The organism is Stutzerimonas stutzeri (assembly GCF_038561965.1).
In the GTDB taxonomy this organism is placed as follows: Bacteria; Pseudomonadota; Gammaproteobacteria; order Pseudomonadales; family Pseudomonadaceae; genus Stutzerimonas; species Stutzerimonas stutzeri_AA.
In genome coordinates this window covers 988,538-1,012,439 of record NZ_CP139348.1, presented here as the reverse complement: position 1 = coordinate 1,012,439, position 23,902 = coordinate 988,538, and the positions used below count along the sequence as shown (strand labels likewise).

The window sequence follows — 23,902 nt, the reverse complement described above, 5'->3', positions numbered from 1 at the left end:
GTCCAACGATCTCCGAGCGACCTGAATGAACATCGACCTCAAGGAAATGACCCAGCTGGCGCCGATCTTCCGCGAGCTGTTCAAGGGCTATCACCTGTCGCGCAGCGAGCCAGAGCCCTACGCCCAACTATCGAACCTGCAGGACCAGTACCGCGCGCTGTTCAAGGCGCTTGGCTACGAGCTGGTCTGCGATCCGCGAGGCTTCTACTATTTCGTCCCCGAGCAGATGGGCGCGCAGGTGAACAAGACCGCGCAGCGCCTGGCACTGTTCACCTTCATTCTCGTCGAGCATCTGGCCGACCAGGGCCGCGACCCGCTGGCGGTGCTCGACGGCGGTAGCCTCGGCCGCGACGAACTGCCGGCGTTGCTGGACAAGTACCGCGACCTCTTCCAACAGGCCGAAGTCACCACCCAGGACGAGCTGGAAGAAAAGGTCATCCGCCGCCTGACCCAGCTGGGCTTTGCCGAAGACAGCAACGGCGTCTACCGCTTCCTGCCGCCGATGCACCGCTTTCTCGATGTCTGCCTGTCGGTACAGCAGGACCGTGATCTCGCCGCCAGCCTGCACAGCAGCGACCTGTCGCTGCCGGCGCCGCAGCTGATCGCCGAAGACGACAGCGAGGATGACATCATTCTTATCGAGGAGCCGGACGAGGCCCTTGTCGAAGAATCCGAAGAAGACGCCCTGGCCCGCGCCATCGCCGCTGAAAAGGAGCTTGAAGCATGAGCCAGGAACGCTACGGCATTCGCCGCTTTGCCCTGCTGAACACCGCCGGCTACAGCCTGGGCATCTTCCCGCTGGAAAACCCGTTGTCGGTCTACGGCGCCAACAACCTCGGCAAGTCCGCTTCGATCAACGCGCTGCAGTTCCCGATCCTGGCGCGCATGTCGGACATGAGCTTCGGCAAATACAGCCTGGAGCAGTCACGCAAGTTCTACTTCGCCTCTGACACCAGCTACATCCTGGTCGAAGTCATGCTGCCCCACGGCCCGCATGTGATCGGCGTCGCCGGACGCGGCCCGGGCGGCGGCTTCGGCCACCAGTTCTTCGTCTACCGGGGCTCGCTGGATCTTGACCACTACCAGCAGAACGGCACCTGCCTGCGCCAGCGCGAGCTGTTCGCCAATCTCGAACGCGCCGGCATCAAGGCCTACGAGGCCAAGCCGGATGAACTGCGCCGGTTGCTGGTCGGCGGGCACACGTCGATTCCGCTGGACATGACGCTGATCCCGCTGCGCTCGACCAGCGAGCAGAGCCTGAAGACCTTCCGCGCGCTGTTTATCAACCTGCTACATATGCGCGAGATCACTGCGGCCAAGCTCAAGCAACTGTTCCTCGACGCTTTCGAGCACAGCCTGCGTTCGGGCAGCGTCGACTACATCGCCGCCACCGAAGAGGCCTTCCGCGACGTGCGCCGCATGGAACAGGACTATCAGGCGCTTGTGGCTGCCGGCCCGCTGGTCGAGGCGCTGGCCGCCGGCGTTTCCCAGCGCGAGCTGCTGCGCGGCAAGCTGCATCGCCTGTCGCCGCTGCTCGACAACCTGCTCGGCACCTGGCACGACTACGCCGATGCGCGCAAGGAAGAGCTGGTAATCCAGGCCGAGCACTACCGGGGTGAGCAGGACGGCTTGCAGAACGAGCAGCGCGGCTCAACCGGCGAGCTGATGCGGCTGGAACGTGAAATCAGTGAAGCTCAGCGCTGGCTCGGCGAGCTGGCCGTCCTGAAGAACCGCTTCGCCCTGGTCGACGATGCCCACGTGCTGGAGCAGCAGCTACTCGCCGCCAAGGACGCCCACGACGAGCTGGCCGGTGCGCTGGCGCAGTCCCGCCAGTTTTCCAGTGAAGACCTGGACGAGCGTCTGCGCGATCTGGAAAAGCGCTTGAAGTCGGTGAAGCAACAGCTCGATCACGCCGACAACAACAGCTATTCGCGCCTGCGCGAAGAGTTCTCCCAGGCCGATGTCGACCGCCTGATGCGCCTGTTCAACGGCCAGCTGTTCAGCCTGCCGCTGGGTGAGAAAGGCATCACTGCCGAAGGCGAGGACTGGGTCAAGGCAGTCGAATCGGTGCTGGATCGCTTCAAAGGCGACACCTTCTCGGTGCCCGGCCTGTCAATCGATCTCTCGCACATCGAACCGCCGGCATTGCAGGCACTCGCCGACCGCGCCGCCCTGCGCGACCAGAAGGATCGCCTCGAACGCGAGCTCAAGCAGCTCAAGACCCAGCACGCCGTGGCCGTCGACCGCAACGCGAGCAAGGCTCAGGCCGAGGCGCTGTACCAGGCCGTGCTGGACGCGCAGAAGGCGCTGGAAGACTTCCGCCGCAGCCAGACCCTGGCCGCCGAAGAACCCGCGAAGCTGGAACAGCTGGCTCAGGCAGAAGCAGCCCAGGACGAACTCAAGCGCACCAGTGATGCCTTCGCCGAACGCGTGCAGCATCTATCGGCGAAGCTTCAGCTGATCGGCCGTCAACTGGCCGACCTGGAAGCCAAGGAACGCACCCTGGAGGACGCCCTGCGCCGTCGCCAGTTGCTGCCAAGCAACCTGCCGTTCGGCACGCCGTTCATGGACCCGGTGGACGACTCGCTGGACAACCTGCTGCCGCTGCTCAACGACTACCAGGACAGCTGGCAGGCACTGCAGCGCGTCGACGGCCAGATCGAGGCGCTGTATGCGCAGGTGCGGCTGAAGGGCGTGGCCAAGTTCGACAGCGAGGAAGATCCCGAGCGGCGCCTGCAGCTCTTGGTCAACGCCTACGCGCACCGCCAGGACGAGGCGCTGACCCTGGCCAAGGCCCGTCGCGCGGCCGTCACCGACATCGCCCGGACACTGCGCAATATTCGCAGCGACTACGAAAGCCTCGAGCACCAGTTGGCGCTGTTCAACCGCGAGATCAACAAGCGGCAGGTTTCCAACCTGGCGAGCTTCCGCATCGTACTGGCGCCGAACAAGGATGCGCTCAAGCACATCGACCAGATCATCCACAGCGCCGGGCAGTACGAGGAAGGCGAGACGCTCTCGGTGTTCGACCTGTCGCAGTCGGTCGAGCAGGACGCGAAGAACGAGGAGGCCAAGGAGTATCTGGCGCGGCTGGTGGCGGCGAACAACAACCAGCTGGGCTTGAAGGACCTATTCGAGCTGGCATTCGAAATCACCAAGGTCGGCGGCCAGCCGGTGATCCACACCGACATCGACGGTGCGGCGTCCAACGGCACCACCATGACCATCAAGGCGCTGACCAACATGTACCTGTTGCTGCACCTGATGGATCGTGAACAGGCCGGGCGCATCCGACTGCCCTACTACCTCGACGAGGCAGCGGATATCGACGAGCGCAACCAGCAGGCACTGATCGAAACCAGCCTGCAGCTGGGCTTCGTGCCAATCCTCGCGTCGGTCAAACCGCAGGTTTCCGCGCACGTCGCCATCGATCTGGAAGGCGGCAGCGGGCCGGCGGGCATTTACATTGACGAGGCGGACTGGAAATACATCAGCCGTCGCGAGGCGGTCGCCAGCGAGCACACTGCTTCAGCCCAACGGACCGAAGAACCGGCCTGACGAAAAAGGGCCCCGCGGGGCCCCTTTTCATGCACATCCGGCTATCGCCGTTGGGTGGGCTTCAGCCCACCGATAACGTCCCGGATCGATCGTCACTTGTCACTGGTAGCTCGCCCCAACTCGATCTTCGGCGCCCAATCAAACCACTCTTCCTGCGGCTCCTTGAACAAGGCAAAGGTCTGCCCCGGCAACGCACGCTGCCCCATCCGCTCCCCATCGGGGGTGGCGAAGGCAACCCCGCCCTCGATCAGCGACTCCAGCGAATCGGTGCGGAGGCTGGCACCCTTGAACAGGCTGAAGTCGACACCGAAGCCACTGGTTTCCCAGAACCGGCTGCCGGTGTGCACCAGCGCTGTGTAGCGCGGCTCGATGAGTACGCGGATCAGTACACGGTCGGCATTCTGGCCCAGCTCGTAACCGGTCACCTCACCGACTTTTACCTCACGATAGGTCACCGCATTGCCCGGTTTGATCGAGCCCAGCCGCGCAGCGCTAAGGACCAGTCTGAGCCCATCGCCAGCCTTCTGCGGCTCACGCTCCTGCCCCACGAAACGCGATTGGGCTGCAGCACCCGGCTTGCCGGGAGCAACCTCGAGGTAGGGACCGCTGACCAGGGTGTCTAGATTGGCCGTGCGCATGATGCCAAGCTCGGGCCGTACGACCCAGAACTGGGTGCCCGCGCGGGCAATACGAGACTCTGCAGCGGTTATCCGGGCCCGCAGTACGACATGTCCCAGATCGTCGCTCAGCGTCACGCTATCGACCTCACCGACGTCCAGCCCCTTGTAGCGGATAGGCGTTCCGGCCGCCAAGCCATCGCCGCGATCCAGACGAATCTCTACCGACGTACCGCGCCGTATCGCGCTGTCCCTGTCCTTGTGTAGCTCAAAGCGGGGCACTTTCTTGGTGGCCGCCGCTTGCGGATCCGGCGTCTCGAATGCGATCCCACCAGCCAGCAGGCTTTGCAGCGACTCGCTGCGCACCTCGATACCGGACAGCCCTCCGGTCAGTGAGATGCCACTGGCATTCCAGAACCGGCTCGAGCTATTCACCAGATCGGCGTAGGGCTGCTCGATGTGCACGCCAACCACAACCCGCTGCTGGTCCCGAGAAAACTGGTAGCTCTGCACTGAGCCTACCCGGACTTGGCGATAGAGGACGGGACTGCCGACATCCAGCGAGCCGAGATTGTCGGCCGTCAGCACCAGGTGAAGACCCGGCGAACGTATATCCAGCGGTGGCGCCTTGGCACGCGCCACGAAGTTGCGTCTGGCTTCGGCGCCCTTCTCACCAGGGCGAACCGAAATGTAATTGCCGCGCACCAGGGCCTCTAGCCCGGATATGCCGGCAACCGAAACAGACGGTTTGACTACCCAGAACTGCGTGTCCTCGACCAGATAGTCCTCGAACAGCGGGTCGATGGAGAGCTCGGCCTGCGCGCCACTGAGGTCCGAATCAATATCCAGCTTCTTCAGCAAGCCGACCTGCATGCCCTTGTAGATCACCGTTGTGCGGCCCGCCTGCAGCCCATCGAAATCCTGGAGCGATACGAGCGTCCTGATACCGGCCTGGGCCGCATCGAAATCCTCGTACAGCCGAAACGGGATGCTTGGATCGGTCGCCGGGCTGTCCTTGCGGTGCGCTGGCGTGGCGAAGGCGATGCCGCCGGCTACGATGCTGGCCAGCGACTCCGTACGAAACTTCACCCCCGTCAGGCCGGCATCCACGGTGACGCCACTGGCGTTCCAGAAACGAGTGTGTTTGCGCACCAGATGTGCGTATTCCGGTTGGATATACAGCTGCACCTCAACCGTGCTGTCGTCCTCAGCCAACACATAGTTCTTCACCTGCCCAACCTGAATTTGCCGGTAGAACACCGGGCTGCCGCGGTTCAACGAACCGAGCCGTTCGGCCTTAACGGTCAGGTGCAGGCCGATACGGCTGTCAGACATGGGCGGCTCTTCTACCAGCGCAACAAAACGCCGTGTAGCTTCTCCATCGGCAGGGCTAATGCCGATGTAGTTGCCCGACACCAGGGTCTCCAGCCCGGTAATCCCGGCGAGGGTCACACTGGGCTTTACCAGCCAGAAACGCGTGCCGCTGCGTAGGTAGCCATCAACATCCTTGTTCATCTCGATGTCCGCAACCACGACCTGCCGGCGCTCGTCATCGCCCAGATGCAGATCGCGTACGACACCGATCGTCATGCCCTTGTAGAGGACCGCAGTCTTGCCTATCTCGATCCCCTCGGCGCTCTCGAAGACCACTTCGATGTGTATGCCTCGCTCGCTATAGGCTTGCCAAGCGAGCCAGGCGCCAATCGCCAACGCGATTAGCGGCAGAATCCAGATGGCCGACCAGCTGGACGCAGGACGAGTATTGGCTTGTGGCAGGTCAGTCATGCTTGTTCCCGGATTCCGTGTTATCCCAGATCAGACGTGGGTCGAATGTGATCGCAGCCAGCATGGTCAGGACGACTACACTGGCGAATGCAACTGCGCCAAAACCGGCTTCGACGCTGGCGAGGCTGCCGAAATTGACGATCGCCACCAGAATGGCGATGACAAATATGTCGAGCATGGACCATCGCCCTATCCACTCGATAAATCTGAAAACAAGTATTCGCTGGCGCGGCGACATTGGGTGATGGCGCTGTACTGAGAACAGCAACATCGCAATCCCAACCAGCTTGAAGGTGGGCACCAGAATACTGGCGATGAACACCACCGCGGCAATCGGGAACATGCCGTGCTTGGCCAGGGTGACTACGCCGGACATGATCGTGTCCGGCGTGCCGCTGCCGAGCATGCGCACCGTCATGATCGGCAGAAGATTCGCCGGTAGATAGAGCAGCGCAGCGGTGATCAGCAACGCCCAGGTCCTTGCTATGCTGTTGGGCCTGCGCATGTGCACGCGGGCTCCACAACGACTGCAACGGTCATGGGAATGTTCGGCATTCGCACGGTTCAGCTGATGGCACTCATGACAGACCATCAGCCCAGCATCAGCGGCGCGCATCGCGGCGCTCCGATAACGCTTCCCAGACCTGGTGCGGCGACATGACCAATTCCAGCCACACCTGAACTACCAGTAGCCCGGCGAAGCACGCCAAACCGATCCCAAGGCTTAGCTCAGCCATGTCTCTCAGCTTGATGATCGAAACCAGAATGCCAAGCAGATAGACCTCCAACATGCCCCACTCCCGTAGATGGTGATAGGTCCGATAAAGCAGCGTCCCTAGAGGCTTTGCACGATCAGCTGCAATACAGACCAACACTACGAGCTGACACAACAGCTTGAGTAGCGGCACCGCCATACTGCAAAGAAACACCACGACGGCGATGCCTTGCATGCCGCTGTTGTAGAGGCTGAGCACACCGCTCCAGACGGTGTCATGGGTAACCCTGCCGAGCAGATTCAATTGCATGATGGGCAGGAAGTTGGCCGGGAAGTACAAGAGCAACGCCGCAAGCACCAAAGCCATGCCCGGCCCAACGATGCGATGGCGCAAACGAAACAACTCACAACCGCAACGTGGGCACTCTGCAACTTCACCGAGCGCGAGCGTCGGCTTCAGCATCAGCAGGTCACATTCAGGGCAAGCAGCCAACTGCTCGAGCGGAACCTCCTCGAGCCCTGGCGTAGCAGCCGATTCCGTCATGGCAAATACCCGAGCAAAGCGCTCATTCTAAACGAGCGGTGGATGCCGCTGTGAGTCGTCAGTCAGGCGGAGGCGACGATACGGGAAGCCCGTTTGAGGCTATCGAAGCGCTCCAAGGCGGTCCCAATATTTTGGTTACCGCCTAACGCCCAAAGCCCGCCCATATGCATCCGTAGACGAGCAGGCTGTTTTTGCACAACTTGTAGTGCTATTCGCCCGCAACGATCGTCCGACACTCTCAACGCAGCTATGTAGCTATGTAGCTATGTAGCTATGTAGCTATGTAGCTATGTAGCGGAATTATCTGAGCTCTGGATACAGACCGCACGCTGACCTGCAGCTTAAGAGGCAACCCGTCATGCCGGTGCTCCACCTCCCTGCCGCCCTCTGCCGCCTCTGCCGCCGACCCTAGGCCGCTCGACCAGCTAGCCCTAAGCATCGAGGTGACCGTTAAGTTGACCTTTCGATGATCAACGACAGTACGTGCTATCGCAGCTTTCTTTTGGGCAAAAGTAAACCCCCGACCCGCTTTCGCGGATCGGGGGTTTGGGAAAGGAGCTTGACGATGACCTACTCTCACATGGGGAGACCCCACACTACCATCGGCGATGCGTCGTTTCACTACTGAGTTCGGGATGGGATCAGGTGGTTCCAACGCTCTATGGTCGTCAAGCAATTCAGTTGCTGTCTCGGGGTTTAGCCGCTACAGCCAATTGGGTATGTGATCAGGTAATGCGTGTTCATGCTGATTTTCGGCTTTTCTGTCGACTTTCCGTCTAACAGCCAAATTGTTTGGGTGTTATATGGTCAAGCCTCACGGGCAATTAGTATTGGTTAGCTCAACGCCTCACAGCGCTTACACACCCAACCTATCAACGTCGTAGTCTTCGACGGCCCTTCAGGGAGCTCAAGGCTCCAGTGAGATCTCATCTTGAGGCAAGTTTCCCGCTTAGATGCTTTCAGCGGTTATCTCTTCCGAACGTAGCTACCCGGCAATGCCACTGGCGTGACAACCGGAACACCAGAGGTTCGTCCACTCCGGTCCTCTCGTACTAGGAGCAGCCCCTCTCAAATCTCAAACGTCCACGGCAGATAGGGACCGAACTGTCTCACGACGTTCTAAACCCAGCTCGCGTACCACTTTAAATGGCGAACAGCCATACCCTTGGGACCGGCTTCAGCCCCAGGATGTGATGAGCCGACATCGAGGTGCCAAACACCGCCGTCGATATGAACTCTTGGGCGGTATCAGCCTGTTATCCCCGGAGTACCTTTTATCCGTTGAGCGATGGCCCTTCCATACAGAACCACCGGATCACTAAGACCTACTTTCGTACCTGCTCGACGTGTCTGTCTCGCAGTCAAGCGCGCTTTTGCCTTTATACTCTACGACCGATTTCCGACCGGTCTGAGCGCACCTTCGTACTCCTCCGTTACTCTTTAGGAGGAGACCGCCCCAGTCAAACTACCCACCATACACTGTCCTCGATCCGGATAACGGACCAGAGTTAGAACCTCAAAGTTGCCAGGGTGGTATTTCAAGGTTGGCTCCACGCGAACTGGCGTCCACGCTTCAAAGCCTCCCACCTATCCTACACAAGCAAATTCAAAGTCCAGTGCAAAGCTATAGTAAAGGTTCACGGGGTCTTTCCGTCTAGCCGCGGATACACTGCATCTTCACAGCGATTTCAATTTCACTGAGTCTCGGGTGGAGACAGCGCCGCCATCGTTACGCCATTCGTGCAGGTCGGAACTTACCCGACAAGGAATTTCGCTACCTTAGGACCGTTATAGTTACGGCCGCCGTTTACCGGGGCTTCGATCAAGAGCTTCGCTTGCGCTAACCCCATCAATTAACCTTCCGGCACCGGGCAGGCGTCACACCCTATACGTCCACTTTCGTGTTTGCAGAGTGCTGTGTTTTTAATAAACAGTCGCAGCGGCCTGGTATCTTCGACCGGCATGGGCTTACGTAGTAAATACTTCACCCTCACCGGCGCACCTTCTCCCGAAGTTACGGTGCCATTTTGCCTAGTTCCTTCACCCGAGTTCTCTCAAGCGCCTTGGTATTCTCTACCCAACCACCTGTGTCGGTTTGGGGTACGGTTCCTAGTTACCTGAAGCTTAGAGGCTTTTCCTGGAAGCATGGCATCAACCACTTCGCTTTCTAAAAGAAAGCTCGTCATCAGCTCTCGGCATTAAGATCCCGGATTTACCTAAGATCTCTGCCTACCACCTTAAACAAGGACAACCAACGCCTTGCTGGCCTAGCCTTCTCCGTCCCCCCATCGCAGTAACTAGAAGTACGGGAATATTAACCCGTTTCCCATCGACTACGCTCTTCAGCCTCGCCTTAGGGACCGACTCACCCTGCGTCGATTAACGTTGCGCAGGAACCCTTGGTCTTTCGGCGTGCGAGTTTTTCACTCGCATTGTCGTTACTCATGTCAGCATTCGCACTTCTGATACCTCCAGCCAGCTTCTCAACTGACCTTCACAGGCTTACAGAACGCTCCTCTACCGCTCAACTTACGTTGAACCCGTAGCTTCGGTACCTGGTTTGAGCCCCGTTACATCTTCCGCGCAGGCCGACTCGACTAGTGAGCTATTACGCTTTCTTTAAAGGGTGGCTGCTTCTAAGCCAACCTCCTAGCTGTCTAAGCCTTCCCACATCGTTTCCCACTTAACCAGGATTTTGGGACCTTAGCTGACGGTCTGGGTTGTTTCCCTTTTCACGACGGACGTTAGCACCCGCCGTGTGTCTCCCGTGCTGACACTTGCTGGTATTCGGAGTTTGCATCGGTTTGGTAAGTCGGGATGACCCCCTAGCCGAAACAGTGCTCTACCCCCAGCAGTGATACACGAGGCGCTACCTAAATAGCTTTCGAGGAGAACCAGCTATCTCCGAGCTTGATTAGCCTTTCACTCCGATCCACAGGTCATCCGCTAACTTTTCAACGGTAGTCGGTTCGGTCCTCCAGTTAGTGTTACCCAACCTTCAACCTGCCCATGGATAGATCGCCCGGTTTCGGGTCTATTCCCAGCGACTAAACGCCCTATTAAGACTCGCTTTCGCTACGCCTCCCCTATTCGGTTAAGCTCGCCACTGAAAATAAGTCGCTGACCCATTATACAAAAGGTACGCAGTCACCTAACAAAGTAGGCTCCCACTGCTTGTACGCATACGGTTTCAGGATCTATTTCACTCCCCTCTCCGGGGTTCTTTTCGCCTTTCCCTCACGGTACTAGTTCACTATCGGTCAGTCAGTAGTATTTAGCCTTGGAGGATGGTCCCCCCATATTCAGACAAAGTTTCTCGTGCTCCGTCCTACTCGATTTCACTTCTAAGACCTTTTCGCGTACAGGGCTATCACCCACTATGGCCGCACTTTCCAGAGCGTTCCGCTAAAATCAAAGAAGCTTAAGGGCTAATCCCCGTTCGCTCGCCACTACTAAGGGAATCTCGGTTGATTTCTTTTCCTCAGGGTACTTAGATGTTTCAGTTCCCCTGGTTCGCCTCACACACCTATGTATTCAGTGTGTGATAACCATCTTATGATGGCTGGGTTCCCCCATTCAGACATCTCCGGATCAAAGTCTGTTTGCCGACTCCCCGAAGCTTTTCGCAGGCTACCACGTCTTTCATCGCCTCTGACTGCCAAGGCATCCACCGTATGCGCTTCTTCACTTGACCATATAACCCCAAGCAATCTGGTTACTGTCTAATAACGTGAAGACGACATTCGCCGAAAATCCGCATTCTGCCCATAAAGAGCAACTCGCAAATTTTACCTTGACTTGAATAATTACCAGTGAAAGTAACTACCCAAATCTACTTCTATCACATACCCAAATTTTTAAAGAACAGTTCTGGCGCAAAGACCAGAAATCAATACCCTCAAACATCCATCAGATGCCCAAGCAGCACTCATTTCTGAGCTTTCAGCGATTATCGAGTTAATGGTGGAGCCAAGGAGGATCGAACTCCTGACCTCCTGCGTGCAAAGCAGGCGCTCTCCCAGCTGAGCTATGGCCCCATCTACAGATCGGCCACATCCCATGACAATTGGTGGGTCTGGGCAGATTCGAACTGCCGACCTCACCCTTATCAGGGGTGCGCTCTAACCAACTGAGCTACAGACCCAATCGTCTCTCTCGGGTCGAAACCCAATCGCTTTTCGCTAGTGAATCAAGCAATTCGTGTGGGAGCTTATGAAGAAGCTGAAGTCTTCGATTAAGGAGGTGATCCAGCCGCAGGTTCCCCTACGGCTACCTTGTTACGACTTCACCCCAGTCATGAATCACTCCGTGGTAACCGTCCCCCCGAAGGTTAGACTAGCTACTTCTGGAGCAACCCACTCCCATGGTGTGACGGGCGGTGTGTACAAGGCCCGGGAACGTATTCACCGTGACATTCTGATTCACGATTACTAGCGATTCCGACTTCACGCAGTCGAGTTGCAGACTGCGATCCGGACTACGATCGGTTTTATGGGATTAGCTCCACCTCGCGGCTTGGCAACCCTTTGTACCGACCATTGTAGCACGTGTGTAGCCCAGGCCGTAAGGGCCATGATGACTTGACGTCATCCCCACCTTCCTCCGGTTTGTCACCGGCAGTCTCCTTAGAGTGCCCACCATTACGTGCTGGTAACTAAGGACAAGGGTTGCGCTCGTTACGGGACTTAACCCAACATCTCACGACACGAGCTGACGACAGCCATGCAGCACCTGTGTCAGAGTTCCCGAAGGCACCAATCCATCTCTGGAAAGTTCTCTGCATGTCAAGGCCTGGTAAGGTTCTTCGCGTTGCTTCGAATTAAACCACATGCTCCACCGCTTGTGCGGGCCCCCGTCAATTCATTTGAGTTTTAACCTTGCGGCCGTACTCCCCAGGCGGTCGACTTAATGCGTTAGCTGCGCCACTAAGATCTCAAGGATCCCAACGGCTAGTCGACATCGTTTACGGCGTGGACTACCAGGGTATCTAATCCTGTTTGCTCCCCACGCTTTCGCACCTCAGTGTCAGTATTAGCCCAGGTGGTCGCCTTCGCCACTGGTGTTCCTTCCTATATCTACGCATTTCACCGCTACACAGGAAATTCCACCACCCTCTGCCATACTCTAGCTTGCCAGTTTTGGATGCAGTTCCCAGGTTGAGCCCGGGGCTTTCACATTCAACTTAACAAACCACCTACGCGCGCTTTACGCCCAGTAATTCCGATTAACGCTTGCACCCTTCGTATTACCGCGGCTGCTGGCACGAAGTTAGCCGGTGCTTATTCTGTCGGTAACGTCAAAACAGCAAGGTATTAGCTTACTGCCCTTCCTCCCAACTTAAAGTGCTTTACAATCCGAAGACCTTCTTCACACACGCGGCATGGCTGGATCAGGCTTTCGCCCATTGTCCAATATTCCCCACTGCTGCCTCCCGTAGGAGTCTGGACCGTGTCTCAGTTCCAGTGTGACTGATCATCCTCTCAGACCAGTTACGGATCGTAGCCTTGGTGAGCCTTTACCTCACCAACTAGCTAATCCGACCTAGGCTCATCTGATAGCGCAAGGCCCGAAGGTCCCCTGCTTTCTCCCGTAGGACGTATGCGGTATTAGCGTTCCTTTCGAAACGTTGTCCCCCACTATCAGGCAGATTCCTAGGCATTACTCACCCGTCCGCCGCTGAATCAGAGAGCAAGCTCTCTTCATCCGCTCGACTTGCATGTGTTAGGCCTGCCGCCAGCGTTCAATCTGAGCCATGATCAAACTCTTCAGTTCAATACTGCTTGGGTTTTGAGAAAACCCTAAACTTGGCTCAGCAATCGCAAATCTCTTTACAAGTAAAGAGTAACTCTCGAATACTCGAGTGTTGCTTTGTGATGCTGATAATCTAGCTGACCATCAGTCTTACATTCACAAGCACCCACACGAATTGCTTGATTCAGTTGTTAAAGAGCGTTTCGATCAAGTCTTTCGTCTCAACCGAGGCCGCGCATTCTACAGCAGCCTTGTTACCTGTCAAGCTGTTTTTGAAGAACTTTTTCTTTCTTCTCAACCGCTTGCGCCTTCGATCAACTCTCATCTCTCGTCAGCGGGAGGCGAATCATACAGCGTTCAAAACCGCTGTCAACCACCTCTTTCAACCGCTTCCGATCAACCTGACCGAAGCCACCAACAGGACTCAACCACCACCCTGTCAGCCCGGCGCATTCTACTCGAATTTGCCATCCGTGCAACCCTTTTATTTCGCTAACCTTTTGATTTACAAGAGATTTTGCTTAAGGACTGCGCCGGAGAAGGTGCGCATTATAGGAGCCTGAAAACTAACGTCAACCGTTTATTTCAGTTTTGTTCCACGCTTCGTTACACCACGCAGCGAAGCAAGAGCCGTGGCTGCCACCGGTAAGCGCAGCAGCAACAACGCTGCAGCGATACCGGCATAGAGGAACCAGCGCGCGGCGTCGGCCCGAACGACCCAGAGCATATGCAGTAGAGCCACGATGACAATCAGATAGATCAGCCGATGTACCGACTTCCAGCGCTTTCCGAGGCGACGCATACTCCACCGGGAGGACGTCATCGCCAGGATGGCTAGTCCGAAGAAGGCAATAGTGCCGACTAGGATATAAGGTCGTTCTATCAACTCCCCACCCAGACGCCATAGCTCGCCACCTAATAGGAAGTAGAGGTAGCTAGTGATGTGGAGCAACGCATAGGTAAAGCACCAAAGCCCAAGCTGACGGCGCGTAGCAAGCCAACCACCCCATCCTGTCAGGCGCTGTAGGGGTGTCATCGAAAGCGTCAGAAGCAGCAGCACCAACGCGCCCTGCCCCAGGTTATCAACCAGTACTTTTCCCGGGTCAGGCCCGAGCTTGAGCTGCCAGGCCAGATACAGCCAGTACCCAGGCACACTCAGCGCCAAAGCGAATACGGCCAGCCGCCAAAACGGGTAGCGCATCAGTAGTCCTTACTGAGGTCCATGGCGCCGTATAACCCCGCAACCTCTTCGGCGTAACCATTGAATAGCAACGTATCGCGAACATTGGCGCTGAACAGGCTCCCAGGAAGTCGGCGCTCCTGGGCCTGGGACCAGCGCGGATGGGAAACCTTGGGGTTGACGTTCGCGTAGAAGCCATATTCTTGCGGCGCCATTGATTGCCAGGTCGTCGCTGGCTGGTCTCGCACAAAGCTGATACGTACGATCGACTTGATGCTCTTGAATCCGTACTTCCATGGAACCACCAGCCGCAACGGCGCACCGTTTTGATTAGGCAGCGTGCGGCCGTACATGCCGACGGCCAGCAGAGTCAGCGGGTGCATGGCCTCGTCCATTCGCAGTCCTTCGACATAAGGCCAGTCGATCAGCGCGAAACCGGAACGGGTGCCGCGCATCTCCTCGGGCCGGAATGCCGTTTCGAAGCGTACGTACTTGGCGGAAGAATGCGGCTGAACCCTGCGGACCAGATCTGCCAGAGGGAACCCAAGCCAGGGGATGACCATCGACCAGGCTTCCACGCAGCGCAGGCGATAGATTCGCTCCTCAAGCTGAGATTCAGAACAAAAATCCTCGAGCGAATATCGGCCAGGTCGATCAACTTCACCGTCCACCAGAACGGTCCAGGGTTCGACCTTTAGCGCAGAAGCATGACGCGCCGGATCACCCTTGTCGGGGCCGAACTCGTAGAAATTGTTGTATGAAGTGGCATCCGCATAAGGCGTGACGGATTCACCGTCCGGGACGACGGCATGCCAGCGGGTGGACGCGAGTTTATCGGTGAACCAGACCGGAGCAGACTCTGCAGTCGCGCCGGGATAGCGCTCGGAGGCCTTAGCCAGGGAAGGCAGGCCGACGATAGCGCCGGAGAGCATGGCCCCACGAAGCACCTGTCGACGACTCAGGTAAGCCGCGTCGGGCGTAACGTCAGACTCACGGCATTCACCGGAGGCGGGAATCCTGATAAGCATGGGGAGCTCCGCGTATTGATTCCGATGGAGCAATACGCGGAGCCGGCGTCAAAATCAACCCTCGACGCGCTTGCGGCGACGCAGCTGCATCAAGTATTGCACCGGGCCAGAAACCGCATATGCGAGGAAGATCAGCAACAGGATACGCGGCGGATCGCTGAACACGACGGCAAACACAAGCACGACCACAAGAATGGCGACAAAGGGGACGCGCCCTTTCAGATCAAGATCCTTGAAGCTGTAGTATTTGATATTGCTGACCATCAGCAAGCCAGCGGCGGCGACCATCAGCGCAAACAGCATGACCAGCACCAGCGGTAGATCGACGCCACGAATCCCCACCTCATCCAGCGCCCAGACGGCCCAGACCCAACCAGCGACCACTCCCGCCGCAGCCGGACTTGCCAGACCGATGAACCAGCGCTTGTCCACCTTGCCGATCTGCGTATTGAAACGTGCCAGTCGCAGCGCTGCACAGGCGACATAGATAAAGGCAACCGTAAGACCGACATTGCCCAACTCGGATAAAGCCCACTCATAAGCCAGAACTGCGGGAGCCAGCCCGAACGCCACCATATCCGAGAGCGAGTCATACTCTGCGCCGAAGGCGCTTTGCGTATTGGTCAGGCGAGCCACGCGCCCATCCAGCCCGTCCAGCACCATGGCAACGAAGACCGTCGCTGCGGCCACATAGAAGTTTCCATTAATAGCCGTAATGATCGAAAAGAAGCCGGCAAATAGGTTGGCGGTGGTGAACAGGTTGGGCAGCAGGTAGATGCCACGATGGCGCACCTTGCGCCCATCAGGCTCCTGGATTTCCTCGACATGCTCATCGATCGGCAGAATGCTCTCTGGCTCGACTGGCTTGTTCGGATCTTCGGGTTGTCCACTCATGCGCATTCACCTTCTACAACAGGTACGGATAGATTTCGACCAGATCAAGAGACCTGCGGTTCAGCCTGGCCAAACCCGCGATTTATACCAGAAGCCTGGCAGACAAAACGAAAAAACGCGGCCGAAGCCGCGTTTATTGAGCTGTAGAACGATCAGTTCTTGCTCTTGTCGACGATCTTGTTAGCCGCGATCCAAGGCATCATCCCGCGCAGCTTCTCGCCGACCACTTCGATGCCGTGGGCCGCGTTGTTGCGACGGTAGGCAGTCATGGACGGATAGTTTGCAGCGCCTTCGGTGATGAACATCTTCGCGTACTCGCCGTCCTGAATGCGCTTCAGCGCATTGCGCATAGCGGCGCGGGACTCTGCGTTGATGACCTCAGGGCCGGTCACGTACTCGCCGTACTCGGCATTGTTGGAGATCGAGTAGTTCATGTTGGCGATGCCGCCTTCGAACATCAGATCGACGATCAGCTTCAGCTCGTGCAGACACTCGAAGTAAGCCATTTCCGGCGCGTAGCCAGCTTCGACCAGCGTTTCGAAACCAGCCTTGACCAGCTCAACGCAACCACCGCACAGAACAGCCTGCTCGCCGAACAGGTCGGTTTCGGTTTCGTCCTTGAAGGTGGTTTCGATGATGCCGGTACGACCGCCGCCAACGCCACAGGCGTAGGACAGAGCGACATTACGGGCGTTGCCGGAAGCATCCTGGTAGATCGCGATCAGGTCAGGAATACCGCCGCCCTTGACGAACTCGGAACGCACGGTGTGGCCCGGCGCTTTGGGAGCGATCATGATGACGTCCAGATCACCGCGCGGCACGACCTGGTTGTAGTGGATCGCGAAGCCGTGAGCGAAGGCCAGGGTAGCGCCCTGCTTCAGGTTCGGCTCGACCTCGTCCTTGTACAGGCGGCCTTGGAATTCGTCGGGAGTCAGAATCATCACCAGGTCGGCGGCGGCAACGGCTGCCGGCACATCACTGACTTTCAGGCCATGAGCCTCGGCCTTGGCGATGGACGACGAGCCCGGACGCAGGCCAACGGTGACGTCGACGCCGGAATCCTTCAGGTTGCACGCGTGAGCGTGGCCCTGGGAGCCGTAACCGATGATGGCGACCTTCTTGCCCTGAATGATGGAGAGGTCGCAGTCTTTATCGTAAGAAACCTTCATGAATTACCCCTGTTGCCGGCCTCGTGGGCCATTCGATAAAACGTTACTGACTGGCGAGACGACGTGTCCGACAGCCGTTAGATACTCAGTACTTTGTCACCGCGGGAAATCCCGGTGACGCCACTGCGCACAACTTCCAGGATCGAAGCGGTGCCAACGGCCTGGATGAAACTGTCCAGCTTGTCACTGGTTCCGGCCAGCTGAATCGTATACACGCTGGTGGTCACATCGACGATCTGCCCGCGGAAGATATCGGTGGTGCGCTTGACCTCGGCACGCTGGGCGCCGGTAGCCTTGACCTTGATAAGCATCAGTTCACGCTCGATGTGAGCGCTCTCCGACAGGTCGACCAGCTTGACGACTTCAACCAGCTTATTGAGGTTTTTGGTGATCTGCTCGATCACCTCCTCATGGCCGACCGTGGTCAGCGTCAGACGCGACAGCGTCGGGTCTTCAGTCGGCGCCACGGTGAGGCTTTCGATGTTGTAGTTACGTTGCGAAAACAGACCGACCACACGAGACAGTGCACCCGGTTCGTTTTCCATCAGCAGGGAGATGATGTGTCTCATGATCAGGTCCGCTCCGTCTTGCTCAGCCACATGTCGCGCATCGCACCGTCTTTGATATGCATCGGATAGACGTGCTCGGCGGTATCGACAGCGATATCCAGGAAGACCAGACGATCCTTCATGGCGAATGCCTCTTCCATCATCGGCTTGAGGTCCTTGAGGTCGGTAATGCGCATTCCGACGTGACCATAGGCCTCGGCCAGCTTGACGAAGTCCGGCAGCGACTCCATGTAGGAGTGCGAGTAGCGACTGTTGTACACCATGTCCTGCCACTGGCGGACCATGCCCAACGCACCGTTGTTGAGGTTGATGATCTTCACCGGCAGGTCGTACTGCAGGCAGGTCGACAGCTCCTGGATGTTCATCTGGATACTGCCCTCGCCGGTAACGCAGGCGACATCGGCTTCGGGGAAGTTCAGCTTCACACCCATGGCTGCCGGCAGGCCAAAGCCCATGGTGCCGAGGCCGCCCGAGTTGAGCCAGCGGTTGGGCTTGTCGAACTTGTAGTACTGGCAGGCGAACATCTGATGCTGACCGACGTCCGAGGTTACATAGGCCTGGCCCTTGGTTACTTCGCAGAGCACCTCGATAGCTGCCTGCGGCTTGATGATCGAACCATCCCCCTCGTTATAGGGAAACAGCCGGCCATTGCCGCGCCATTCCTCGATCTGCTTCCACCAACTGGCCACGGTCTCGGCATTCGGCACCTGGCCGATCTCCTTGACGATGGCGACCATCTCGGTGAGCACGCTGTCGACCGGACCGACAATCGGGACGTCCGCCTTGATGGTCTTGGAGATAGATGCCGGATCGATGTCGATGTGGATGATCTTGGCGCTCGGGCAGAACTTGGTCGCACCATTGATCACGCGGTCATCGAAGCGCGCACCGACAGCCAGGATCACATCGGAGTGGTGCATCGCCAGGTTGGCGGTGTAGCTGCCGTGCATGCCGAGCATGCCGACGAACTGACGGTCGCTGCCCGGATAGCACCCTAGGCCCATCAGGGTGTTGGTCACCGGCAGGTTGAGCATCTTCGCCAGCTCTGTCAGTTGCGCCGAGGCCTTGCCCAGGACCACGCCGCCACCGGCGTAGATGATGGGCCGCTTGGCTCCCAGCAACAACTCCGCCGCCTTGCGAATCTGGCCCGAATGCCCACGCACGGCCGGGCTGTACGAACGCAGCTTGGCCTTCTTCGGGTAGACGTATTCGAACTTATCGGCCGGGTTGGTCATATCCTTCGGGATATCGATGACAACCGGCCCTGGACGCCCGGACTCGGCGAGATAGAACGCCTTCTTCATCACTTCGGGGATTTCCGAAGGATGTTTGATCATGAAGCTGTGCTTCACGATGGGCCGTGAGATGCCGATCATGTCGGTTTCCTGGAAGGCATCGGTGCCGACCATGGTGCTGGGCACCTGACCGGAGATGACCACCATCGGGATCGAGTCCATGAAGGCGGTGGCGATACCGGTGATGGCGTTGGTCGCCCCAGGACCGGAGGTCACCAGCACCACGCCAGCCTTGCCGGTCGCGCGCGCATAGCCATCGGCCATGTGGGTGGCGGCCTGCTCGTGGCGAACCAGGATGTGCTCGATGGACTTTTCCTTGAAAAGCGCATCGTAGATATGCAGAACGGCACCGCCCGGGTACCCGTAGATGTACTTAACGCCTTCGTCGCGCAGGAAGCGGACGACCATTTCAGCGCCGGATAAGAGTTCCACGTTGTTCACCTCTAAACGCCAGATAGCGAATCCAAGTCGGAGCCGCCAGAAATAGGTTTACTGCTAGCAGGGCATGAGCGACGGTGGTCGCCGACTACGTCAGCCACTGACTGAGCCAGTATTGGAAGAGACCCTGGTGTCTCGGGCTCTCCACCCAGCGCGAGGTAACGCGTTGCGGGTGATGCAGGTCGGCGCGGGTAGCACCTCATGTCTGTCTAGACTGAGCCGGTATCGCTTGCGGCGAGGCGACTCAGGACAGCAAGCCTCGAATTGTTCGGATTCAGCACCAGCAAGTCAAGCTTGCCGTTGTGTTTGAGCAATGTTGAGCTGTGACAGGGTGCAGAAGCGGCGCGCCGGCTTTTGGGTATAGTGACGACCGGTTTCCAATTCCAACGAAGGTAACAGCATGCGATTCACGTTTTTTGCGGGCGGCTTGCTACTGGCGCTTTGCGGCAACGTCATGGCCGCCCAGGTTTACAAATGGGTGGACGCCCAAGGGGTTACGCATTTCGGTGCGCAACCACCTCAGGGCCAGCAGGTGGAAACCGTCAATACGGTAACCGCGCCAGCGAAACCGGTCGCGGCGCCAGAACCGGCAGAGCAAAACGAGGCTGAAGCCGACCAGAGCAGCATCGACCGCAAGGTGAAGCAGCAGGTCGCCGCGCAGGAAACCGAACGCAAGGCGTACTGCGAAACCATGCGCACTAACCTGGCACAACTGCAGAACAACCCACGCGTGCGCGTCAACGACAACGGCGAAACCCGGCGGTTAACCGAAGAAGAGCGCCAATCGCGGATCAGCGAAACCCGCGACAAGATCGCCGAAAACTGCAACTGAGCTGGAATTACGGCTAGCGGCGCCAGGCGTCGCCGCGGCCTACGATGCCTTGATCAGTACGTCGAAATCGCGCAACGCCTCGAGCAGACTGACCGCCCGCGCCTCCCGATACGCGACCTCAGCCATGGCGCAAATGTCCGAGGCTGCCGGTAGAGGCAGATCCGACTCGACGATGGCCTTCATTCGAGGCAGGAAAATCCATTGCAGCCACTGCTCGAACCGCAGCGTATCCACGCAGAACGGCTCGACGCTGACCAGCGCCTCCTCCGGTGGAGGCTCAGCACTCCAAAGCCCCAGCGCTCGAAGCTCACGCTCGATCAACAGCAGCTGCTGAGCAACTGCAGGCAGGCGCTGATCCATCACAGGCTGACTTTGGCGCGTTCACGCGCCTGTGCCGCCCCTGCGTTGTCGCCCTGACGCTCCCGCGATTGAGCGATCAGCTCCCAGAGACTCGCCTGCAAGGCTGGACGCCCACTTGCATAACTCAATGCGCGACGCGACAGCTGTTCGGCCTGGGTGGCATCGCCCTGGGCCAGTCGGACCTGAGCGAGACGATAGAGCACTTGCGGCTCGCGCGGCGCAATGCGCTGCGCGCGTTCGAGGCTGGAAGCCGCACCGTTCAAATCACCACCGCCCTGCTGCTGCTGGGCCGTCGTCAGCAGTGCAAGCACGGGGCCGTCGAGTTGCTCGTCAGCAGCCAGGCCGCTTCCGGGACGAGGAATGCCGCTGGGCATACTCGGTTGCGGCGCGCTGGGTGGAGCCGAGATCGACGGTGCCGGCTGCCACGTTGGCTGGCTCGCGCCCGTCGACCCTGTAAAAGGAGCATCGGGCGCTGCGAATGTCTCAAGCGGTGCGGAACTCCCCTGCGGCACCATCACCACGACCCCCGAATCCTCCTGCTGCTGCCGCGGCGCGGCCATCGTCGGGGCCGGTGGCGCTCGATAGCCCTGACGCGCGGCCAGTTCCTCGGACACCGGAGCGCCCGAGTCCACTACCGGAATCGAGCGACGATCGACCGTGGCGCAGCCCTGGATCAGGACTACCGCCGTAACAACAGCCATCCACTGCTTGTTCACCAATTCAGACCCCTTCACAAGAAAACACAAGATGCATATCAGGCCGGCAGTTACTGCAGCCACCCACGCACCCAATCCATAACTGATTCGGCCGGTGCCTGGATGCCGCAGCCCGGCCCGGGAGTCGGCTCGCTGCCGCGAATATAGGGCATCTGTACGGCATCGGGGCAGCGCTCGTCCGTACCCAGGCCGCTACGTGCATCCACCCATGCGTATGTCACGTTGTCCGGCACCGGCATCTGCAGAGGCAGCGGGTCGGCTCGACGCATGAAGTCAGCCCAGACCTGCAGCGCTCCGGTCGCCCCGGTCAGCGAAGTCTTGCCGTTGTCATCACGTCCCAGCCAGACCACCGTCAGCAGATCCTGGCTGAAGCCAGCGAACCAGCTGTCACGCGAGTCGTTGGTGGTCCCGGTCTTCCCGGCCAGGTTGAGCGACCGCGGCAGACGGTTGTAGGCAGATCGTCCGGTCCCCTCGCTCATGGCGCGCTGCATGGCGTACTGGGTCAGGTAGATCGCACCGGGATCGAAGCGCTGCTGAATCTGGAACGGATACCGCTTGAGCGGCTCACCGTCCGCGGTCAGTACACTGCGAATACCGCGCAACGGCGTGTTGAAGCCACCGTTGGCCAATGTCTGGTACATGTCGGCCACTTCGATCGGACGAAGCCCGCCAGCGCCGAGCAGCATCGATGGGTAGGCCGGCCATTTCGGCGATGCGCCCAGCCGCTCAAGCGTCTTCAGCACGTTCGGCACACCCAGATCGAGCCCGAGCCGGGCCGTGGACAAGTTGTATGAATTAGCCAGCGCCTGATACAGATAGACCGTTCCATAGGCCTGACGCCCATAGTTCTGCGGCTTCCAGACCTGCCCGTCGGCGCCCTTGACCGAGAACGGCTCATCCTCGAGCAAGCTCGTCAGCGTGTATTGGCTAGGTTTCTCCAAGGCCGCAAGATAAATCGCAGGCTTGATCAGCGAGCCGATCGGGCGCGAAGCGTCCAACGCCCGATTGAATCCGGCGAAACCCGGTTGCCGGCCGCCCAGCATCGCCTGGATCTCTCCGGTTTCGGGGTTGGTCACGATCATCGCACCCTCAACGCCTTCGGTACTCTTGCCGAGCCGCTTGAGCGTTTCGCTCATGGCCTGTTCGGCTTTTAGCTGAAGGATCGGATCGAAACTGGTGAAGACGCGCAGGCCTTCCTCGGTGAGGTCCTCGTCCCGATAGTCCTCGCGTAGCTGACGCTTGACCAGATCGAGAAAGGCTGGATAGGAGCTGTCGGCCATGCTGCCACGCTGGGTCACACCCAACGGCGCCTGCTTGGCCTTGGCCACGTCCTCGGCGCTGACCACCTGTTGCTCGGCCAGTAGATCGAGAACCAGATTGCGGCGCTCCAGCGCCCTTTCCGGGTTGCGGCGCGGATTGTAGTAGGTCGGTCCTTTAACCATGCCGACCAACAGCGCCACCTGCGGCAACTTCAACTCAGCCAACGGCTGGCCGAAGAAGTACTGGCTCGCCAGGCCGAAGCCGTGCACGGCGCGACGGCCGTCCTGACCGAGAAACACCTCGTTAAGGTAGGCTTCGAGAATCTCCTGTTTTTCGTAATGCAGCTCCAGCAGCACCGCCATCATCGCCTCGGTGGCCTTGCGGTTGAGGCTGCGCTCATTGGTCAGGTAGAAGTTCTTCACCAGCTGTTGAGTCAGGGTACTGCCGCCCTGGCGAACCTGGCCCGCGGTCAGGTTGACCCACACCGCACGTGCGATGGACTTAGGCGATACGCCGAAGTGATTGAAGAACTCCCGGTCCTCCACCGCGACCAACGTCTCCACCAGATAGGGCGGCACCTGATCCAGCTTGATCAGAATGCGATCCTCGTTATGCGCCGGATACAGCCCGCCGATCAGCACCGGCTCCAGACGCGCGACCGGCAACGTGCCGCCATTACCCGCACTGAGGCCGGCAACGAAATCGCCGGAAAAGCGCACCCGCAGCCGCTGCGACTGCTCGGCACCTTCGTAGAACTGGAAGCCACGGGTATGCAGTTCGATGTCATTGCCAGCCACCGACGCGCCGCCCGGACCACTGACCGCACGTTCGCGGCGATAGCCCAGCGCGTCCAGCTCCGCGAGGAAATCGTTCTTGTCCAGCTTCTGCCCGGCGAAGAGTTCCAGCGGCCGGGCGTAGACCTTGGCTGGAATCGTCCAGCGCTTGCCGGAGAATTTCTCTTGCACCACGGCATCGAGATAAATAGCGAAACCGGCCAGGATCACCAGGCCGACAATGGACAGTTTTACCGCCCAGCCCAACCAAGGGCGAGCGCCAGCGGAGCGGCGCTTGGAGCGTGTACGGGGGGAGCGAGGTTTAGTCATGGCGGCGCATTATACGCACTTTGCAGCAGCGGACCGACGGCCTCTCAGCGGTTTGCAGCGCAACGCACAGCAGCCATAATGCCAGCGA

Annotated in this window: 15 protein-coding genes, 2 tRNA genes and 3 rRNA genes; 3 read left to right on the top strand and 17 right to left on the bottom strand. The window is 58.9% G+C overall.

Features of this window, described 5'->3' with window-relative positions; all coding sequences use genetic code 11:
- Positions 1–25: 25 nt before the first annotated feature.
- Positions 26–727: an Mks condensin complex protein MksE gene (mksE, locus tag SM130_RS04510; RefSeq protein ID WP_102826960.1), complete on the top strand. Its 702-nt coding sequence runs from the start codon at positions 26–28 to the stop codon at positions 725–727.
- Entirely contained in the window at positions 724–3,558 is a 2,835-nt protein-coding gene (mksF, locus tag SM130_RS04505) for an Mks condensin complex protein MksF (protein ID WP_102826959.1), read from the top strand. The genes mksE and mksF overlap by 4 nt, the downstream gene beginning before the upstream one ends.
- Positions 3,559–3,650: 92 nt before the next feature.
- Here mksF and SM130_RS04500 read toward each other — a convergent pair whose 3' ends face one another.
- The 14 genes from SM130_RS04500 to SM130_RS04435 all read right to left on the bottom strand — a co-directional run bounded on the left by SM130_RS04500 (position 3,651) and on the right by SM130_RS04435 (position 19,537).
- Positions 3,651–5,960: a PqiB family protein gene (locus SM130_RS04500; protein WP_102826958.1), complete on the bottom strand. Its 2,310-nt coding sequence runs from the start codon at positions 5,958–5,960 to the stop codon at positions 3,651–3,653.
- Complete coding sequence (locus SM130_RS04495; RefSeq protein WP_102826957.1) at positions 5,953–6,576, bottom strand: paraquat-inducible protein A; 624 nt, start codon at positions 6,574–6,576, stop codon at positions 5,953–5,955. The genes SM130_RS04500 and SM130_RS04495 overlap by 8 nt, the downstream gene beginning before the upstream one ends.
- Positions 6,563–7,219 carry a paraquat-inducible protein A gene (locus tag SM130_RS04490; RefSeq protein ID WP_102826956.1) on the bottom strand — a complete coding sequence of 219 codons (657 nt, stop codon included), beginning with the start codon at positions 7,217–7,219 and terminating at the stop codon, positions 6,563–6,565. The genes SM130_RS04495 and SM130_RS04490 overlap by 14 nt, the downstream gene beginning before the upstream one ends.
- 557 nt (positions 7,220–7,776) lie before the next feature.
- Positions 7,777–7,892 (bottom strand): 5S ribosomal RNA (gene rrf / locus SM130_RS04485).
- Positions 7,893–8,022: 130 nt separating this feature from the next.
- Positions 8,023–10,913, bottom strand: a 23S ribosomal RNA gene (locus SM130_RS04480).
- 267 nt (positions 10,914–11,180) lie between these two features.
- Positions 11,181–11,256, bottom strand: a tRNA-Ala gene (locus SM130_RS04475).
- A gap of 30 nt (positions 11,257–11,286) precedes the next feature.
- Positions 11,287–11,363, bottom strand: a tRNA-Ile gene (locus SM130_RS04470).
- A 91-nt stretch (positions 11,364–11,454) separates the two neighbouring features.
- Positions 11,455–12,991 (bottom strand): 16S ribosomal RNA (locus SM130_RS04465).
- Together the 16S, 23S and 5S rRNA genes with 2 tRNA genes alongside form the textbook arrangement of a ribosomal RNA operon.
- Positions 12,992–13,550: 559 nt before the next feature.
- Entirely contained in the window at positions 13,551–14,171 is a 621-nt protein-coding gene (msrQ, locus tag SM130_RS04460) for a protein-methionine-sulfoxide reductase heme-binding subunit MsrQ (RefSeq protein WP_102824603.1), read from the bottom strand.
- On the bottom strand, positions 14,171–15,178 hold the full coding sequence (gene msrP / locus SM130_RS04455) for a protein-methionine-sulfoxide reductase catalytic subunit MsrP (protein WP_102824602.1): 1,008 nt from the start codon (positions 15,176–15,178) through the stop codon (positions 14,171–14,173). Before msrP ends, msrQ begins: the two co-directional genes overlap by 1 nt.
- 54 nt (positions 15,179–15,232) lie before the next feature.
- Positions 15,233–16,072, bottom strand: a complete 840-nt coding sequence (gene pssA, locus SM130_RS04450; RefSeq protein WP_102824601.1) for a CDP-diacylglycerol--serine O-phosphatidyltransferase — start codon at positions 16,070–16,072, stop codon at positions 15,233–15,235.
- A 152-nt stretch (positions 16,073–16,224) separates the two neighbouring features.
- Positions 16,225–17,241, bottom strand: coding sequence for a ketol-acid reductoisomerase (gene ilvC / locus SM130_RS04445; RefSeq protein ID WP_102824600.1), 1,017 nt, complete (start codon positions 17,239–17,241; stop codon positions 16,225–16,227).
- 77 nt (positions 17,242–17,318) lie between these two features.
- Positions 17,319–17,810 (bottom strand): acetolactate synthase small subunit, encoded by a 492-nt coding sequence (ilvN, locus tag SM130_RS04440; RefSeq protein WP_003279875.1) that lies wholly within the window; start codon positions 17,808–17,810, stop codon positions 17,319–17,321.
- A gap of 2 nt (positions 17,811–17,812) precedes the next feature.
- Positions 17,813–19,537 (bottom strand): acetolactate synthase 3 large subunit, encoded by a 1,725-nt coding sequence (locus SM130_RS04435; protein ID WP_102824645.1) that lies wholly within the window; start codon positions 19,535–19,537, stop codon positions 17,813–17,815.
- Between the two features lie 406 nt (positions 19,538–19,943).
- On the opposite strand from SM130_RS04435, the gene SM130_RS04430 reads away from it, so the two are divergent.
- Complete coding sequence (locus tag SM130_RS04430) at positions 19,944–20,375, top strand: DUF4124 domain-containing protein (RefSeq protein WP_102824599.1); 432 nt, start codon at positions 19,944–19,946, stop codon at positions 20,373–20,375.
- 39 nt (positions 20,376–20,414) lie between these two features.
- On the opposite strand, the gene SM130_RS04425 is transcribed toward SM130_RS04430, so the two are convergent.
- The 3 genes from SM130_RS04425 to mrcB form a co-directional block, all read right to left on the bottom strand.
- On the bottom strand, positions 20,415–20,735 hold the full coding sequence (locus SM130_RS04425) for a YqcC family protein (RefSeq protein ID WP_102824598.1): 321 nt from the start codon (positions 20,733–20,735) through the stop codon (positions 20,415–20,417).
- Complete coding sequence (locus SM130_RS04420; protein ID WP_102824597.1) at positions 20,735–21,436, bottom strand: tetratricopeptide repeat protein; 702 nt, start codon at positions 21,434–21,436, stop codon at positions 20,735–20,737. The genes SM130_RS04425 and SM130_RS04420 overlap by 1 nt, the downstream gene beginning before the upstream one ends.
- Positions 21,437–21,501: 65 nt before the next feature.
- Positions 21,502–23,814 (bottom strand): penicillin-binding protein 1B, encoded by a 2,313-nt coding sequence (gene mrcB, locus SM130_RS04415; RefSeq protein WP_102824596.1) that lies wholly within the window; start codon positions 23,812–23,814, stop codon positions 21,502–21,504.
- Positions 23,815–23,902 lie beyond the last annotated feature (88 nt).

Excerpts from the sequence above, each read along its gene's own strand:
- SM130_RS04430 (WP_102824599.1), top strand. The coding sequence starts at position 19,944 with ATGCGATTCACGTTTTTTGCGGGCGGCTTGCTACTGGCGCTTTGCGGC.
- SM130_RS04500 (WP_102826958.1), bottom strand. The coding sequence starts at position 5,960 with ATGACTGACCTGCCACAAGCCAATACTCGTCCTGCGTCCAGCTGGTCG.
- SM130_RS04490 (WP_102826956.1), bottom strand. The coding sequence starts at position 7,219 with ATGACGGAATCGGCTGCTACGCCAGGGCTCGAGGAGGTTCCGCTCGAG.
- msrP (WP_102824602.1), bottom strand. The coding sequence starts at position 15,178 with ATGCTTATCAGGATTCCCGCCTCCGGTGAATGCCGTGAGTCTGACGTT.
- mrcB (WP_102824596.1), bottom strand. The coding sequence starts at position 23,814 with ATGACTAAACCTCGCTCCCCCCGTACACGCTCCAAGCGCCGCTCCGCT.
- ilvN (WP_003279875.1), bottom strand. The coding sequence starts at position 17,810 with ATGAGACACATCATCTCCCTGCTGATGGAAAACGAACCGGGTGCACTG.
- msrQ (WP_102824603.1), bottom strand. The coding sequence starts at position 14,171 with ATGCGCTACCCGTTTTGGCGGCTGGCCGTATTCGCTTTGGCGCTGAGT.
- SM130_RS04495 (WP_102826957.1), bottom strand. The coding sequence starts at position 6,576 with ATGCGCGCCGCTGATGCTGGGCTGATGGTCTGTCATGAGTGCCATCAG.
- mksE (WP_102826960.1), top strand. The coding sequence starts at position 26 with ATGAACATCGACCTCAAGGAAATGACCCAGCTGGCGCCGATCTTCCGC.
- mksF (WP_102826959.1), top strand. The coding sequence starts at position 724 with ATGAGCCAGGAACGCTACGGCATTCGCCGCTTTGCCCTGCTGAACACC.
- ilvC (WP_102824600.1), bottom strand. The coding sequence starts at position 17,241 with ATGAAGGTTTCTTACGATAAAGACTGCGACCTCTCCATCATTCAGGGC.
- pssA (WP_102824601.1), bottom strand. The coding sequence starts at position 16,072 with ATGAGTGGACAACCCGAAGATCCGAACAAGCCAGTCGAGCCAGAGAGC.
- SM130_RS04425 (WP_102824598.1), bottom strand. The coding sequence starts at position 20,735 with ATGGATCAGCGCCTGCCTGCAGTTGCTCAGCAGCTGCTGTTGATCGAG.
- SM130_RS04420 (WP_102824597.1), bottom strand. The coding sequence starts at position 21,436 with ATGGCTGTTGTTACGGCGGTAGTCCTGATCCAGGGCTGCGCCACGGTC.